This is a genomic window from Escherichia sp. B1147 (genome assembly GCF_001660175.1).
GTDB lineage: Bacteria > Pseudomonadota > Gammaproteobacteria > Enterobacterales > Enterobacteriaceae > Escherichia > Escherichia whittamii.
Map to the genome: position 1 here is coordinate 496,269 of NZ_LFHY01000005.1, position 14,031 is coordinate 510,299.

Below are 14,031 nucleotides of genomic sequence, written 5' to 3' on the forward strand. Positions count from 1 at the left end.
AAAGACAAATGGAACAAGCGCATACCCAGCTTATCGCCCAACTGAACGAACGTATTTTAGCGGCGGACAACACGCCGCTTTATATTAAGTTTGCGGAAACGGTAAAAAATGCCGTACGCAGCGGAGTGCTGGAGCATGGCAATATTTTACCCGGCGAGCGCGATTTAAGTCAGTTAACCGGCGTTTCGCGTATTACGGTGCGCAAAGCGATGCAGACGCTGGAAGAAGAGGGCGTGGTGACGCGTTCGCGTGGCTACGGTACGCAGATCAACAACATCTTCGAATACTCGCTGAAAGAAGCGCGAGGTTTTTCTCAGCAGGTGGTGTTGCGCGGTAAAAAGCCCGATACGCTATGGGTTAACAAGCGAGTGGTAAAGTGCCCTGAAGAGGTGGCACAGCAACTGGCGGTTGAAGCGGGAAGTGATGTCTTCTTGCTTAAGCGTATTCGTTATGTGGATGAAGAAGCGGTATCGATTGAGGAGTCGTGGGTTCCTGCTCATTTAATTCATGATGTTGATGCCATCGGTATTTCTCTTTATGACTACTTCCGCAGTCAGCATATTTTTCCAAAGTGTACCCGTTCCCGCGTTAGCGCCCGAATGCCGGATGCCGAGTTTCAGTCACATATTCAGTTAGATAGCAAAATACCGGTGCTGGTGATCAAGCAAGTAGCGCTTGACCAACAGCAACGGCCTATTGAATACAGCATCAGCCGCTGTCGCAGCGATTTATACGTTTTTGTGTGCGAGGAGTAGTTCCTCGCGCGTCGGCGCGCAATCCCCGCCGCGATGCCCGACAACCCACGACGCCACCGCATTGCCCAGCAATACTGCATCTGCCAGTGGCAGACCGGATGCCAGCCCGGCCAGTACGCCACCAGCATGGCTATCACCTGCGCCAATTGTATCTACGACATGCGTTGGAAATGCCGGTATACAGCCTGAAACGTTATCGCTGAAATACCAGGCACCTTCTTTATCGAGGCGAACGATCAACGGTGCGGCAAATTTCTCCTGCCATTGCTTGCCAAGCGTTGTTATATCTGCGGATAAAGCAAAACGTTCGGCGGCAATCTCAGCCTCCTGACGATTGAGAGACACTAATGGTCGACAGGCCATGATGCGCGCCAGTAATGCATCCGGGATATCGCCAATACGGGGGCCAAAATCGATAAACGGCGTCACGTCTGGCAGCTCTTCCAGCCATTTCACTAACAATTCGCCACAGGGCGAGGCCAGTTGATAACCGGAAAAATAGAGCAGGCTGCCAGGCGCAACGGTTAATCGCGCCAACCACTGGCGATTCCACTGATTTTCCACACCACTGAATGACATAAACGTGCGTTCGCCATCCGGCTCAACCAGCGCCAGACACCAGCCATTATCGCCTTCGGCGTTATCAATCAGGCTGATTAATCCCTCTTTTGCCATCCGGTTGCGAATAATCTCCGCCCACACTCCCTGACCGAGCGGCAAGGCGTTACCCGCTTCGATGCCGAGGCGCTTTAACGCCACGGCAATATTCAGTGCGCAGCCGCCAACGTTAACGCTCTGCTGTTTCAGCTCGATATCGCACCCGCGCCAGGGCAGGGCGTAAGCGTCGGCGATCACATCAATGACCGCCGCACCAATCACCATCACCGGCTGACGCGTAGTTAATTCAGGCAGCAGCGTGTGTAATCGAGCGCCGCTCATACTGCCTCCCGTTGTTGACGATATTTCGCCAGTGCCGTGGCATAGCGGTTGAAATCAAGCTGATTTACCGCATCCAGTTCCGCCTTTAACGCAGGATCGATAGCGTTAACGCCATGCAACGCGCCACAAATTGCCGTCGCCATGGCGCCGATGGTGTCAGTGTCACCACCAAGATTGGCGCACAGAACGGCGCAACGGTTAGGATCGGTTTGTGCCAGCTCAACCAGCGCAATGGCGCACGGCACGGATTCAATGGTGCTGGTGCCCGCGCCAACAACCTGATAAAGCTGTTCGCTGGCGGACTCGGTGCCGTCGGCATTGCGCACAATTTTCAGCGCAATCTCCAGACGCGCCGCCAGAGAGGCGCTGAACGTGGTGATGCGTTTTTGTTGTGCATGTCGCGCAATTGAGGGCAGGGAATCAACAATTGCTGACCAGCGTTCTCCGTCAATCGCGCGAGAAATCGCCCATGCGATAACAACCGCCCCTGCAACCGCCAGATCGGATTTATGGGTCGGGCTTGACGCCAGCGCCACATCATCAATAAAAGAGTCAACATCGCGCGCCGGAAGCAAACAACCTAATGGCGAGACGCGCATTGCCGCGCCGTTGGTCACGCCATTGTTTTCCAGTTCAGCTACAGGTTTACCGTTGCGAATGGCGTTAAGTGCAATCTTCGAGGTCGGGCCAAGCACGTTTTTGTTGAAAGCGTCGAAACGCAGCGCCCAGTCGAGAATATTACGTCCAATCAGATCCGGGTCGATCTCGCCTTCACGTTCCAGTAAAGCATCCGCCAGACACAGCGCCATCGAGGTGTCGTCGGTAAATTCGCCGCGGTTAAAATAACAGGCTGCGTTATTCTCCTTTGGGCCAGGCAAAAAACGGTCAATCCAGCCAAAGTGTGCTTTGACGCGGGAGCGCGGCCAAAGCTCGGACGGCATACCCATCGCATCCCCTAACGCCTGCCCGTAAAGAGCACCGAGAATACGTTCTGTTTTCATTTAACTTCCCCTTGTGTCAACGCAATATCGCGATCATCGACCTTGATGGCCGTAATTTCGTTGTCGGATTCGCGGAAAAAAATCATGAACAGCACGGCGATAATGGCAATCATCACCGCGCCGAAAGTCCACATCCCGGCCCAGTTGAAGGTCAGCCCGTTTACCGGGTCCTGATAAGCAAACATCTTCTCCATCATCACGCCACCAAGACGATAGCCGAGCAAACTGCCGAATCCCTGGCAGCACAGCGTGATCAAGCCCTGCGCGGCGGTACGCATATGCACGGGGGCTTTTTTATCGACGTAGATGTAGGCGGTAACGTAGTAAAAATCGTAACTCACGCCGTGCAGCAAAATGCCAAGGAACAGTAACGCGTAGGTAAAATATTCATCCGCACTACCGTAAATAAAGAAGCCATAACGAATCGCAGCGGTGACCAGACCAAGTAATAATACCTTTTTGATACCAAAGCGTTTGGTGAAAAACGGCAATGCCAGCATAAAGAAGATTTCAGAGAACTGGCCGAGCGTCATCCAGCCGGTGGCGTTTTTCATGCCGACTTCGGTCAGATAACCGTTGGCAAAGATGTAATAGAACGCCAACGGCATCGCAAACAGGAATGAACAGAAGAAAAAGACGAGGAAGTTTTTATCGCGTAGCAGGATCAGCGCATCCAGACCGAGCATGACTTTAATGTCCATTTTGCCGGTGCTTTTTGGCGGCGTGTCTGGCAGGAACAAGGCAAATGCACCGAGCAATGCGGAACTTCCGGCGGTAATTAACAGCGGAATATTGGTCGGTGAGATATCGTCATATCCCAGCATCTGAGGCAAGAATCCGCAGACCAGACCAGAGGCAATCCAGCCTATCGTCCCCAGTACGCGAATGCGCGGAAAATCACGCTCCACATCCGGGACGTTAGCAAACGCGATACTGTTTGTCAGCGCAATGGTCGGCATATAGGTCAGTGAGTAGGCCAGCAGTAACGGGAAGAATCCGGTAAAGGTGGTCTGTTGCGCGGCGAAATACATTAGCACCGCACCAGCGAACATCAATACAGCCAGCACTTTCTGCGCCGAGAAAAAGCGGTCAGTGATGGAGCCAACCAGAATAGGTGACAGGATCGCTGCAATGGCTGTACAGGCATAGGACCAACCAATTTCTCCGGCACTGAAACCGCTTTTACTTAGCCATAACCACAATGGCACAAACCACGCGCCCCAGATAAACCATTCAACAAACATCATGAACGACAGCTTTGCTGTTGTTTTCATCTTTTAATTCCTTCATGACAGGTAATGTAAGGTACGCGCTGACAATACCACTTAATAATACCTTTTAAATACCTTTGCGGTGAAAGCTTGACCGCTGTAACACTTTTTCTGATGAATCGTGCCAACAGAAAACGCTGAAAAAACATCCAGAAGATGGAAAAACCAGCCCGTAACGACCAGGATTATGATTGCCCGCCAAAGGTGGGCCAGGACAATCCATAGCCGAAATCTAATCGGAATTTACGGGAGCATAGTAATGACAGATATTGCGCAGTTGCTTGGCAAAGACGCCGACAACCTTTTACAGCACCGTTGTATGACTATTCCTTCTGACCAGCTTTATCTCCCCGGACATGATTACGTAGACCGCGTGATGATTGACAATAATCGTCCGCCAGCGGTGTTACGTAATATGCAGACGCTTTACAACACCGGGCGTCTGGCCGGCACAGGATACCTTTCTATTCTGCCGGTTGACCAGGGCGTCGAGCATTCTGCCGGGGCTTCATTTGCCGCTAACCCGCTCTACTTTGACCCGAAGAACATTGTTGAACTGGCGATCGAAGCGGGATGTAACTGTGTGGCGTCAACTTACGGTGTGCTGGCATCGGTATCGCGGCGTTACGCGCACCGCATTCCTTTCCTCGTCAAACTTAATCACAACGAGACGCTAAGTTACCCGAATACCTATGATCAAACGTTGTATGCCAGCGTGGAGCAGGCGTTCAATATGGGGGCGGTGGCGGTTGGTGCGACCATCTACTTTGGCTCGGAAGAATCACGTCGTCAGATTGAAGAAATTTCTGCGGCCTTTGAACGCGCGCATGAGCTGGGCATGGTGACTGTGCTGTGGGCCTATTTGCGTAACTCAGCCTTTAAGAAAGATGGTGTCGATTACCATGTTTCCGCTGACCTGACCGGCCAGGCGAACCATCTGGCGGCGACCATAGGCGCAGATATCGTCAAACAAAAAATGGCGGAAAATAACGGCGGCTATAAAGCGATTAATTACGGTTATACCGACGATCGTGTGTACAGCAAGCTGACCAGCGAAAACCCGATTGATCTGGTGCGATACCAGTTAGCCAACTGTTATATGGGGCGCGCAGGGCTGATTAACTCCGGTGGTGCAGCAGGCGGTGAAACCGATCTTAGTGATGCGGTGCGTACTGCGGTCATCAATAAACGTGCGGGCGGAATGGGGCTGATTCTCGGACGTAAAGCGTTCAAGAAATCGATGGCCGACGGTGTAAGACTGATTAACGCCGTGCAGGATGTTTATCTCGATAAAAAAATTACGATTGCCTGATACGCTTCGTACGAACAGCACAGCCCCGTAGGCCAGATAAGGCGTTCGCGCCGCATCCGGCATAAAACCACGTGCACTTTGTTACGGCTTCCCCCGGGAGGCCATTTTTTTTGCCTGTCATTCTGGATTAATTTTCATATTGTCGTTTTTGTGATCGTTATCGCGACATTTAAAAACAAAAAATTTCATTATATTTTGAAATCGAAAATAAACGATAGGATATGAAAATGTACGTGGTATCGACAAAGCAGATGCTGAACAACGCGCAACGCGGCGGCTACGCGGTTCCTGCATTCAATATTCACAATCTCGAAACGATGCAAGTGGTGGTGGAAACCGCTGCCAACCTGCAGGCACCAGTCATCATTGCCGGAACGCCCGGCACCTTTACTCATGCTGGAACAGAAAATCTACTGGCGCTGGTCAGCGCAATGGCGAAGCAATACAACCATCCGCTGGCGATTCATCTCGACCATCACACTAATTTTGACGATATAGCTCAAAAAGTCCGCTCCGGCGTGCGCTCGGTGATGATTGACGCTTCGCATCTGCCTTATGCGCAAAACATTGCTCGAGTCAAAGATGTGGTGGATTTTTGCCATCGCTTTGATGTCAGTGTCGAAGCGGAACTGGGGCAACTGGGCGGCCAGGAAGAAGATGTTCAAGTAGATGAAGCCGATGCGTTTTATACCAATCCTGTTCAGGCCCGCGAGTTTGCCGAAGCAACCGGCATTGATTCTCTGGCGGTCGCGATCGGCACTGCTCACGGTATGTATGCCAGCGCCCCAGCACTCGATTTTTCGCGGCTGGAAACCATTCGCCAGTGGGTGGACTTGCCGTTGGTGCTACACGGTGCGTCAGGATTATCGACTCAGGATATTCGGCAAACCATCAATCTGGGCATATGCAAAATCAACGTTGCGACAGAGCTAAAAAATGCCTTTTCGCAGGGGTTAAAAAAATACCTGACCGAACATCCCCAGACAACCGACCCTCGGGATTATTTGCAACCGGCCAAATTAGCGATGCGCGATGTCGTGAGTAAAGTTATCGCCGATTGTGGCTGTGAGGGCAGGGCATAACGCACCTGCCATTTAACAAGGAAAAACAATGAAAACGTTAATTGCCCGGCATAAAGCCGGTGAACATATCGGCATATGTTCAGTCTGTTCTGCACATCCGCTGGTTATCGAAGCGGCGCTGGCTTTTGATCGCAACAGCACGCGCAAAGTATTAATTGAAGCAACGTCAAACCAGGTCAATCAATTTGGCGGTTATACCGGAATGACGCCAGCGGACTTTCGTGAATTTGTGTTCGCAATTGCCGATAAAGTCGGATTTGCGCGTGAGCGCATTATTCTCGGTGGCGACCATCTGGGGCCGAATTGCTGGCAGCAGGAAAGCGTGGATGCGGCGATGGAAAAATCCGTCGAACTGGTAAAGGCATACGTTCGCGCAGGTTTCAGTAAAATTCATCTTGATGCGTCAATGTCCTGCGCTGGCGATCCAGTGCCGTTAGCCACAGAAACGGTAGCTGAACGTGCTGCTGTACTCTGCCATGTAGCGGAAAGCGTGGCGACAGATTGCCAGCGTGAGCAACTGAGCTATGTTATTGGCACCGAAGTTCCGGTTCCGGGCGGTGAGGCCAGCGCCATTCAGTCGGTACACATCACTCGGGTAGAAGATGCCGCGAATACGTTACGCACGCATCAAAAAGCGTTTATCGCCCGTGGCCTGGCAGAGGCGTTAACGCGCGTGATTGCCATCGTGGTGCAGCCTGGGGTGGAGTTTGACCATAGCAATATTATCCATTATCAGGCGCAAGAAGCGCAGGCATTGGCCGAATGGATAATCAACACCAAAATGGTTTATGAAGCGCATTCCACCGATTACCAGACCCAGACGGCTTATCGGGAATTAGTACGCGATCACTTTGCGATTTTGAAAGTCGGCCCGGCATTAACCTTTGCTTTACGGGAAGCGATATTTGCGCTGGCGCAAATTGAAAAGGAGCTTATAGTGCCGGAAAATCGCAGCGGTTGTCTGGACGTGATTGAAGAAGTGATGCTTGACGAACCACAATACTGGAAAAAATATTATCGTCCTGGTTTTAACGATTCATTACTGGATATTCGTTACAGTCTTTCGGATCGTATTCGTTATTACTGGCCGCATAGCCGGATTAAAAATAGCGTCGAAACGATGATGGCGAATCTGGAAGGTGTGGAAATCCCGTTGGGAATAATTAGTCAGTATCTTCCCAAACAATTTGAGCGCATTCAGGCCGGGGAATTATCAGCAATACCGCATCCGCTGATTATGGATAAAATTTATGATGTTTTACGTGCCTATCGTTACGGTTGTGCAGAATAATAAGGACGGTATATGACAAAGCTCTTTGTTCGCAGCGGAATCTCTTTTGCCGATCGCAGTGAAGCACTGACCCATATCGGCAATGAAATGGTCGCGCAAGACGTAGTTCATGACTCCTGGCCGCAGGCATTAATTGCCAGAGAGGCGGAATTTCCCACTGGGATATTGCTTGAGCAGCACGCTATCGCCATACCGCACTGTGAGGCGATTCACGCCAAATCGTCAGCCATTTATCTGTTAAGACCGGCGAATAAAATTAAGTTTCAGCAAGCTGACGATGATAACGATGTGGCGGTGTCGTTGATTATCGCGCTGATTGTCGAAAATCCGCAGCAGCAACTGAGGCTTTTGCGGTGCTTATTTGGCAAGTTGCAGCAGCCCGATGTCGTTGAAACGCTAATCACCATTTCTGAAGCGCAATTAAAGGAATATTTTACACAGCATATTTTAGATTCCGAATAACCAAACACCTCTGTACCAATAAAAAGGATTGATTATGAAACGCAAGATAATTGTCGCTTGCGGAGGCGCGGTTGCGACCTCTACGATGGCGGCGGAAGAAATTAAAGAGTTGTGTCATAGCCATAATATCCCCGTTGAATTAATCCAGTGTCGGGTTAATGAAATCGAAACCTATATGGATGGTGTACATCTTATTTGTACTACCGCCAGAGTTGACCGCAGTTTTGGCGATATTCCGTTAGTTCACGGTATGCCTTTTGTTTCTGGTGTAGGTATCGAAGCATTACAAAATAAGATTCTGACAATTTTACAGGGGTGATCTATGTTTTCAGAAGTCATGCGTTATATCCTCGACCTTGGCCCCACGGTCATGTTGCCGATTGTTATTATCATATTTTCCAAAATATTAGGCATGAAGTCTGGTGACTGCTTTAAAGCCGGACTGCATATCGGGATTGGCTTTGTTGGCATCGGTCTGGTTATTGGTTTGATGCTCGATTCTATCGGCCCGGCTGCAAAAGCGATGGCGGAAAATTTCGACTTAAATCTTCATGTGGTGGATGTCGGCTGGCCGGGGTCTTCACCAATGACCTGGGCATCGCAAATTGCGCTGGTGGCGATTCCGATTGCGATTCTGGTTAACGTGGCAATGTTGCTCACGCGTATGACGCGGGTGGTGAATGTCGATATCTGGAATATCTGGCATATGACCTTCACCGGTGCGTTGCTGCATCTTGCGACCGGTTCATGGATGATTGGGATCGCGGGCGTGGTGATTCACGCGGCATTTGTTTATAAACTCGGCGACTGGTTTGCCCGTGATACCCGTGATTTCTTTGAACTGGAAGGTATTGCCATTCCGCATGGTACGTCGGCGTATATGGGGCCGATAGCGGTGGTGGTCGATGCCATCATTGAAAAAATCCCTGGCGTTAACCAGATTAAATTCAGTGCTGATGATATCCAGCGCAAATTTGGTCCCTTTGGTGAACCTGTCACCGTGGGGTTTGTGATGGGGCTGATCATCGGCATTCTCGCAGGTTACGACGTCAAAGGCGTATTGCAACTGGCAGTAAAAACGGCGGCCGTTATGTTGCTGATGCCTCGAGTGATCAAGCCTATTATGGATGGCTTAACGCCTATTGCGAAGCAGGCACGCAGCCGTTTGCAGGCGAAGTTCGGCGGTCAGGAGTTTCTGATTGGTCTGGATCCGGCATTGCTGTTGGGGCATACGGCGGTGGTGTCGGCAAGCCTGATTTTTATCCCGCTCACCATTCTGATTGCGGTATGTGTTCCGGGTAATCAGGTGTTGCCGTTTGGTGACCTTGCAACCATTGGCTTCTTTGTGGCAATGGCGGTAGCGGTGCATCGTGGAAACCTGTTCCGCACCTTAATTTCTGGCGTCATCATAATGAGTATCACCCTGTGGATTGCGACGCAAACAATTGGTCTGCACACGCAACTGGCTGCCAATGCTGGCGCATTAAAAGCCGGAGGCATGGTGGCTTCGATGGATCAGGGCGGTTCACCCATTACCTGGTTATTGATTCAGGTTTTCTCACCGCAAAATATTCCCGGTTTCATTATTATCGGTGCCATTTATCTCACCGGTATTTTCATGACCTGGCGTAGAGCACGTGGTTTTATCAAACAAGAGAAAACTGCTCTCGCAGAATAATTTATACCTGAGGGGGAGAATATCCCCCTTAACCAATCTGGAGCTTTTATGAAATCAGTTGTTAATGATACTGATGGTATCGTGCAAGTTGAAGAGCGAGTCATGCCTGAAATTAATCATCAGGACGAGGTGCGGGTAAAAATTGCCAGCTCGGGGATATGTGGTTCCGACTTGCCCAGAATATTTAAAAATGGTGCCCATTATTATCCAATAACGTTAGGCCATGAATTTAGCGGATATATCGATGCGGTGGGGACCGATGTTAATGATTTACAACCTGGCGATGCAGTTGCCTGTGTGCCGTTATTACCTTGTTTTCATTGCCCGGAGTGCCTGAAAGGCTATTATTCCCAGTGTGCGAAATATGATTTTATTGGTTCGCGACGTGATGGCGGATTTTCCGAATATATTGTCCTTAAGCGAAACAATGTCTTTGCACTACCTGCGGATATGCCTATTGAGGATGGCGCTTTTATTGAACCGATTACCGTTGGCCTGCATGCGTTCCATTTAGCGCAAGGATGTGAGAATAAAAACGTTATTATTATTGGTGCCGGAACCATCGGCCTGCTTGCGATCCAGTGCGCAGTCGCGCTGGGGGCAAAGAGCGTGACGGCTATCGACATTAGCCCAGAAAAACTGGCACTGGCAAAATCCTTCGGCGCTACGCAAACATTTAACAGTAGCGAAATGAGCGCGCCGCAAATGCAGGCCGTTTTACGCGAACTGCGCTTCAACCAGCTTATTCTCGAGACAGCGGGCGTACCGCAAACCGTCGAACTGGGGGTGGAAATCGCCGGGCCTCACGCACAACTGGCGCTGGTGGGAACGTTACATCAGGATCTGCATTTAACATCAGCGACATTTGGCAAAATATTGCGTAAAGAGCTGACGGTTATCGGTAGCTGGATGAATTACTCAAGCCCGTGGCCTGGGCAGGAATGGGAAACGGCGAGCCGGTTGCTGACAGAACGAAAGTTAAGCCTGGAGCCGTTAATCGCTCACCGTGGAAGCTTTGAAAGCTTCGCCCAGGCGGTGCGTGACATCGCTCGCAATACCATGTCGGGTAAAGTGTTACTCATTCCCTGAAACCGCGGGCCAGTGTGATGCTGGCCCGGTATTGTGCAAAACAGATCATTCACCAATGGTCCCCCTTCGTTTACACTAGTCACAATTGAATATGGGTAAATGACGATGAATTCATTCGAGCGAAGGAATAAGATCATCCAATTAGTGAATGAACAGGGAACCGTGCTTGTTCAGGATCTGGCGGGAATATTTGCTGCATCGGAAGCGACAATTCGAGCCGATTTGCGCTTTCTCGAACAAAAAGGCGTGGTAACGCGCTTTCATGGCGGTGCGGCGAAAATAATGTCCGGTAATAGTGAAACCGAGACGCAGGAAATCGGATTTAAAGAGCGATTTCAGTTAGCCAGCGCACCGAAAAACAGAATTGCGCAGGCGGCAGTAAAAATGATCCACGAAGGAATGACGGTTATCCTCGATAGCGGAAGTACGACAATGCTTATCGCTGAAGGGTTAATGACGGCTAAAAATATCACGGTGATCACCAATAGCCTTCCTGCTGCATTTGCCCTGTCTGAAAATAAAGACATCACTTTGGTCGTTTGTGGTGGTACGGTGCGCCATAAAACGCGATCTATGCATGGATCTATTGCTGAACGTTCCCTGCAGGATATTAATGCGGATTTAATGTTTGTGGGTGCTGATGGGATTGATGCAGTTAATGGCATTACAACATTTAATGAAGGTTATTCCATTAGCGGTGCTATGGTAACAGCGGCGAATAAAGTTATTGCCGTTCTCGACTCAACAAAATTTAACCGTCGTGGATTTAATCAGGTACTACCGATCGAAAAAATCGATATTATTATTACCGATGATGCGGTGTCAGAAGTCGATAAAATGGCATTGCAGAAAACGCGGGTGAAATTAATTACGGTGTAGCACTCATCTGTTTAGTTTGTAGGCCGGATAAGGTGTTTACACCGCATCCGGCAGAACTGACTCTCCCTGATTCAAGAGAGAATAATTTGATTAACGCAACAGCGGACAATCCGGTGGTAATCGGCAACGCAGCGCCGCCGGAAGTATTTCAATATGAAAGTTTTGCCCACACAACGGTTCGCCATCAAGATTAAAAGTGATTTCATGGGGGGCCTGAATATCGAACCACGCCGAAGCGGCTTCGATGATATTCGGGTTATCTTCATCAGATTTTAATGTTGATACGAGGGCAGGAAGAATTTCATCTCCGGTGAAAATACGCAGCTGCAACAAACCATCATTAATCAGCGCATTTGGGCACAATTGCTGTCCGCCACCGGCCTGACGTCCGTTGCCAATGCCAATAACCAGGGCGTCTCCTTGCCAGTGAAAATTTTCACCACGGATCTCACAACGATCTGGCTGTAACGTGTCCATGCGCATTAATCCGTGAATGATGTAAGAGACGCCCCCTAGTGCAGCTTTTAACTTCTCCGGTGTTTCGGTGGTGATGCGCGTACCAAACCCGCCCGTTGCCATATTGATAAAACAGGTTTGCCTGTTAACCTGCGCCATATCAATCGCAATAGCATTACCGGCAATCGCCAGTTTCAATGCTTTATCCAGCGCCTCAGGGATCCCCACGCTGGTGGCGAAATCATTCGCTGTACCTAGCGGCAAAATCCCCAAAGCAGGAATGTCATCGCCTTCACACTGAATCAACGCCGTGGAGACTTCATTAATGGTGCCATCGCCACCGCCTGCTATCACCGTCGCGACACCAAGTTGGCGCGCTTCAGTCACAAAACGCGCCGCATCACCTTTCTCCCAGGTGACCCGTATATGGATGGTTATTCCTTCTTCACGCAACAGCATAATCGCTTCGCGCAATGTTTCATTGTCAGTACTTTTGCCGTTAAGAATCAGCAAACTGGCGGGAAAATCGGCCATCGTCGTATGCCTTTATTATTGATCTTTAGAAAGTGTAGAGCAGAAAAGAGAAGGTGGCGTCAGAACAGGATGAAAGTCGTGGCGCAAAAAAAATAAGCCTGCGTAAGGGAGATTTAGGGTGTCACCAGTAGGGGCTTTCAACGGTACAATGCGGGTTTGAGCGGCATAAATTACCACTGAAAGCCCTTAAACGTTACTCTACTGTGGACACTGTGTGGACACTCTCGGCTTCAGTACCACCTCTTAGCGGATTAAGAGAAATGGCGTCCTGAAGGTACTCTGGCGCAAAATGAGCGTAAACCATAGTTTGCTCAATCCGCGTGTGACCTAGTATCCGTTGTAGCGTGATAATACTTCCTCCATTAATCATGAAATGAGTGGCAAAGCTGTGCCTTAGTGCATGTGTGGCTTGCCCCGTTGGCAAATCCGGTTTTATTGCTTTCATTGTTCGTCTGAAGCGAGGGTAATCAGCATCAGGGAATAAAAAACCTCGTTTGTTATCCGCGATCATTTTGGCAACAGCCTCTGAGATCGGGACGGTGCGTGGTTTGTTTGTTTTCGTTTTAACAAACGTGACGCGGTTATGGATGATATTTTCTGCTTTCAAACGAGCTGCTTCTCCCCAACGTGCTCCTGTACTCAGGCAAAGAATCGCAATCTTTTTGTTGTCGCCGTCAAGTGCTGCAAGCAGTAAGGCAATTTCTTCCTGTGTGAGATAGCCTGTTTCTGGTTTTTCCTCCTTAAGCCTCTTTGTCCCTCTGATAGGGTGCTCACCAAAGAATAACTCCGCTTCAATCAGGGCTGTAAACATGCCGCTAATACATGTTAAATCACGATTGATACTCGAAGGTTTAATACCCTGACTTCTTCGGGTGGCGCAGTACTGGCTGATAAGGGATTTCGTGATTTGAAATGCGCATGGGTCATTCGTTATTTTTGTGAAGATTTCAATTTTTCCAAGATTAGATTTCCCATGCTCTTCGTGTTTACCCTTTAAATCCCACCAGATCTGTGTCAGTTCCGACAGACGTCGTTTGTCTGTTGGTTTTGATAGCCATTCTTTATTGTGGTGGTTGTACAACGTGTATTTTTCGAAAGCGACAGCTTCGCTTTTCTTATCAAACTTCCTACGGATGCGTTTTCCGTTACGTCCAGTAGGGCGGATGTCCACTTCATATCGACCATCATCGAGTTTTTTGATTGCCATCAGAAAACCCTCCGAGTGGTACTTTTTTTTGCTACTACTAATCGCTTTTTTCGTGGTGGCTGAAATTTAGCCACC

General features: G+C 49.5%; 14 protein-coding genes. 9 read left to right on the top strand and 5 right to left on the bottom strand.

The annotated features are described in order from the left end of the window. Positions 1–8: 8 nt before the first annotated feature. Positions 9–755 carry a GntR family transcriptional regulator gene (locus A9180_RS05460; protein WP_064526925.1) on the top strand — a complete coding sequence of 249 codons (747 nt, stop codon included), beginning with the start codon at positions 9–11 and terminating at the stop codon, positions 753–755. On the opposite strand, the gene A9180_RS05465 is transcribed toward A9180_RS05460, so the two are convergent. The 3 genes from A9180_RS05465 to A9180_RS05475 are packed head-to-tail and all read right to left on the bottom strand — an operon-like array spanning position 729 to position 3,969. Continuing rightward, positions 729–1,694 (bottom strand): carbohydrate kinase family protein, encoded by a 966-nt coding sequence (locus A9180_RS05465; RefSeq protein WP_064526927.1) that lies wholly within the window; start codon positions 1,692–1,694, stop codon positions 729–731. The genes A9180_RS05460 and A9180_RS05465 overlap by 27 nt on opposite strands. After that, complete coding sequence (locus tag A9180_RS05470; protein ID WP_064526929.1) at positions 1,691–2,695, bottom strand: ADP-ribosylglycohydrolase family protein; 1,005 nt, start codon at positions 2,693–2,695, stop codon at positions 1,691–1,693. The genes A9180_RS05465 and A9180_RS05470 overlap by 4 nt, the downstream gene beginning before the upstream one ends. Then, on the bottom strand, positions 2,692–3,969 hold the full coding sequence (locus A9180_RS05475; RefSeq protein ID WP_064526931.1) for a nucleoside permease: 1,278 nt from the start codon (positions 3,967–3,969) through the stop codon (positions 2,692–2,694). The genes A9180_RS05470 and A9180_RS05475 overlap by 4 nt, the downstream gene beginning before the upstream one ends. A gap of 256 nt (positions 3,970–4,225) precedes the next feature. Here A9180_RS05475 and fbaB point away from each other — a divergent pair, with 256 nt between their 5' ends. From fbaB to A9180_RS05515, 8 genes are all read left to right on the top strand, one after another. Continuing rightward, on the top strand, positions 4,226–5,278 hold the full coding sequence (gene fbaB / locus A9180_RS05480; protein ID WP_064526933.1) for a class I fructose-bisphosphate aldolase: 1,053 nt from the start codon (positions 4,226–4,228) through the stop codon (positions 5,276–5,278). 227 nt (positions 5,279–5,505) lie between these two features. Then, positions 5,506–6,360 carry a tagatose bisphosphate family class II aldolase gene (locus A9180_RS05485; protein WP_064526935.1) on the top strand — a complete coding sequence of 285 codons (855 nt, stop codon included), beginning with the start codon at positions 5,506–5,508 and terminating at the stop codon, positions 6,358–6,360. Positions 6,361–6,388: 28 nt separating this feature from the next. Continuing rightward, positions 6,389–7,651, top strand: a complete 1,263-nt coding sequence (gene gatZ, locus A9180_RS05490) for a tagatose-bisphosphate aldolase subunit GatZ (RefSeq protein ID WP_064526937.1) — start codon at positions 6,389–6,391, stop codon at positions 7,649–7,651. Between the two features lie 12 nt (positions 7,652–7,663). After that, positions 7,664–8,113: a PTS galactitol transporter subunit IIA gene (gene gatA / locus A9180_RS05495; protein WP_064526938.1), complete on the top strand. Its 450-nt coding sequence runs from the start codon at positions 7,664–7,666 to the stop codon at positions 8,111–8,113. A gap of 34 nt (positions 8,114–8,147) precedes the next feature. Then, positions 8,148–8,432 carry a PTS galactitol transporter subunit IIB gene (gatB, locus tag A9180_RS05500; protein ID WP_000823263.1) on the top strand — a complete coding sequence of 95 codons (285 nt, stop codon included), beginning with the start codon at positions 8,148–8,150 and terminating at the stop codon, positions 8,430–8,432. 3 nt (positions 8,433–8,435) lie between these two features. Next, the gene (locus A9180_RS05505; RefSeq protein ID WP_064526941.1) at positions 8,436–9,791 is read left to right on the top strand and encodes a PTS galactitol transporter subunit IIC; all 1,356 of its coding nucleotides are present in this window, start codon (positions 8,436–8,438) and stop codon (positions 9,789–9,791) included. Between the two features lie 48 nt (positions 9,792–9,839). Next, positions 9,840–10,880, top strand: a complete 1,041-nt coding sequence (gatD, locus tag A9180_RS05510; protein ID WP_064526943.1) for a galactitol-1-phosphate 5-dehydrogenase — start codon at positions 9,840–9,842, stop codon at positions 10,878–10,880. Positions 10,881–10,985: 105 nt separating this feature from the next. After that, complete coding sequence (locus A9180_RS05515; protein WP_064526946.1) at positions 10,986–11,759, top strand: DeoR/GlpR family DNA-binding transcription regulator; 774 nt, start codon at positions 10,986–10,988, stop codon at positions 11,757–11,759. Positions 11,760–11,849: 90 nt separating this feature from the next. Here A9180_RS05515 and yegS read toward each other — a convergent pair whose 3' ends face one another. Continuing rightward, entirely contained in the window at positions 11,850–12,749 is a 900-nt protein-coding gene (gene yegS, locus A9180_RS05520; RefSeq protein ID WP_064526948.1) for a lipid kinase YegS, read from the bottom strand. Positions 12,750–12,942: 193 nt separating this feature from the next. Next, entirely contained in the window at positions 12,943–13,956 is a 1,014-nt protein-coding gene (locus tag A9180_RS05525) for a site-specific integrase (protein WP_000985261.1), read from the bottom strand. Between the last annotated feature and the right edge of the window lie 75 nt (positions 13,957–14,031).

Excerpts from the sequence above, each read along its gene's own strand:
- A9180_RS05460 (WP_064526925.1), top strand. The coding sequence starts at position 9 with ATGGAACAAGCGCATACCCAGCTTATCGCCCAACTGAACGAACGTATT.
- A9180_RS05465 (WP_064526927.1), bottom strand. The coding sequence starts at position 1,694 with ATGAGCGGCGCTCGATTACACACGCTGCTGCCTGAATTAACTACGCGT.
- A9180_RS05470 (WP_064526929.1), bottom strand. The coding sequence starts at position 2,695 with ATGAAAACAGAACGTATTCTCGGTGCTCTTTACGGGCAGGCGTTAGGG.
- A9180_RS05475 (WP_064526931.1), bottom strand. The coding sequence starts at position 3,969 with ATGAAAACAACAGCAAAGCTGTCGTTCATGATGTTTGTTGAATGGTTT.
- fbaB (WP_064526933.1), top strand. The coding sequence starts at position 4,226 with ATGACAGATATTGCGCAGTTGCTTGGCAAAGACGCCGACAACCTTTTA.
- A9180_RS05485 (WP_064526935.1), top strand. The coding sequence starts at position 5,506 with ATGTACGTGGTATCGACAAAGCAGATGCTGAACAACGCGCAACGCGGC.
- gatZ (WP_064526937.1), top strand. The coding sequence starts at position 6,389 with ATGAAAACGTTAATTGCCCGGCATAAAGCCGGTGAACATATCGGCATA.
- gatA (WP_064526938.1), top strand. The coding sequence starts at position 7,664 with ATGACAAAGCTCTTTGTTCGCAGCGGAATCTCTTTTGCCGATCGCAGT.
- gatB (WP_000823263.1), top strand. The coding sequence starts at position 8,148 with ATGAAACGCAAGATAATTGTCGCTTGCGGAGGCGCGGTTGCGACCTCT.
- A9180_RS05505 (WP_064526941.1), top strand. The coding sequence starts at position 8,436 with ATGTTTTCAGAAGTCATGCGTTATATCCTCGACCTTGGCCCCACGGTC.
- gatD (WP_064526943.1), top strand. The coding sequence starts at position 9,840 with ATGAAATCAGTTGTTAATGATACTGATGGTATCGTGCAAGTTGAAGAG.
- A9180_RS05515 (WP_064526946.1), top strand. The coding sequence starts at position 10,986 with ATGAATTCATTCGAGCGAAGGAATAAGATCATCCAATTAGTGAATGAA.
- yegS (WP_064526948.1), bottom strand. The coding sequence starts at position 12,749 with ATGGCCGATTTTCCCGCCAGTTTGCTGATTCTTAACGGCAAAAGTACT.
- A9180_RS05525 (WP_000985261.1), bottom strand. The coding sequence starts at position 13,956 with ATGGCAATCAAAAAACTCGATGATGGTCGATATGAAGTGGACATCCGC.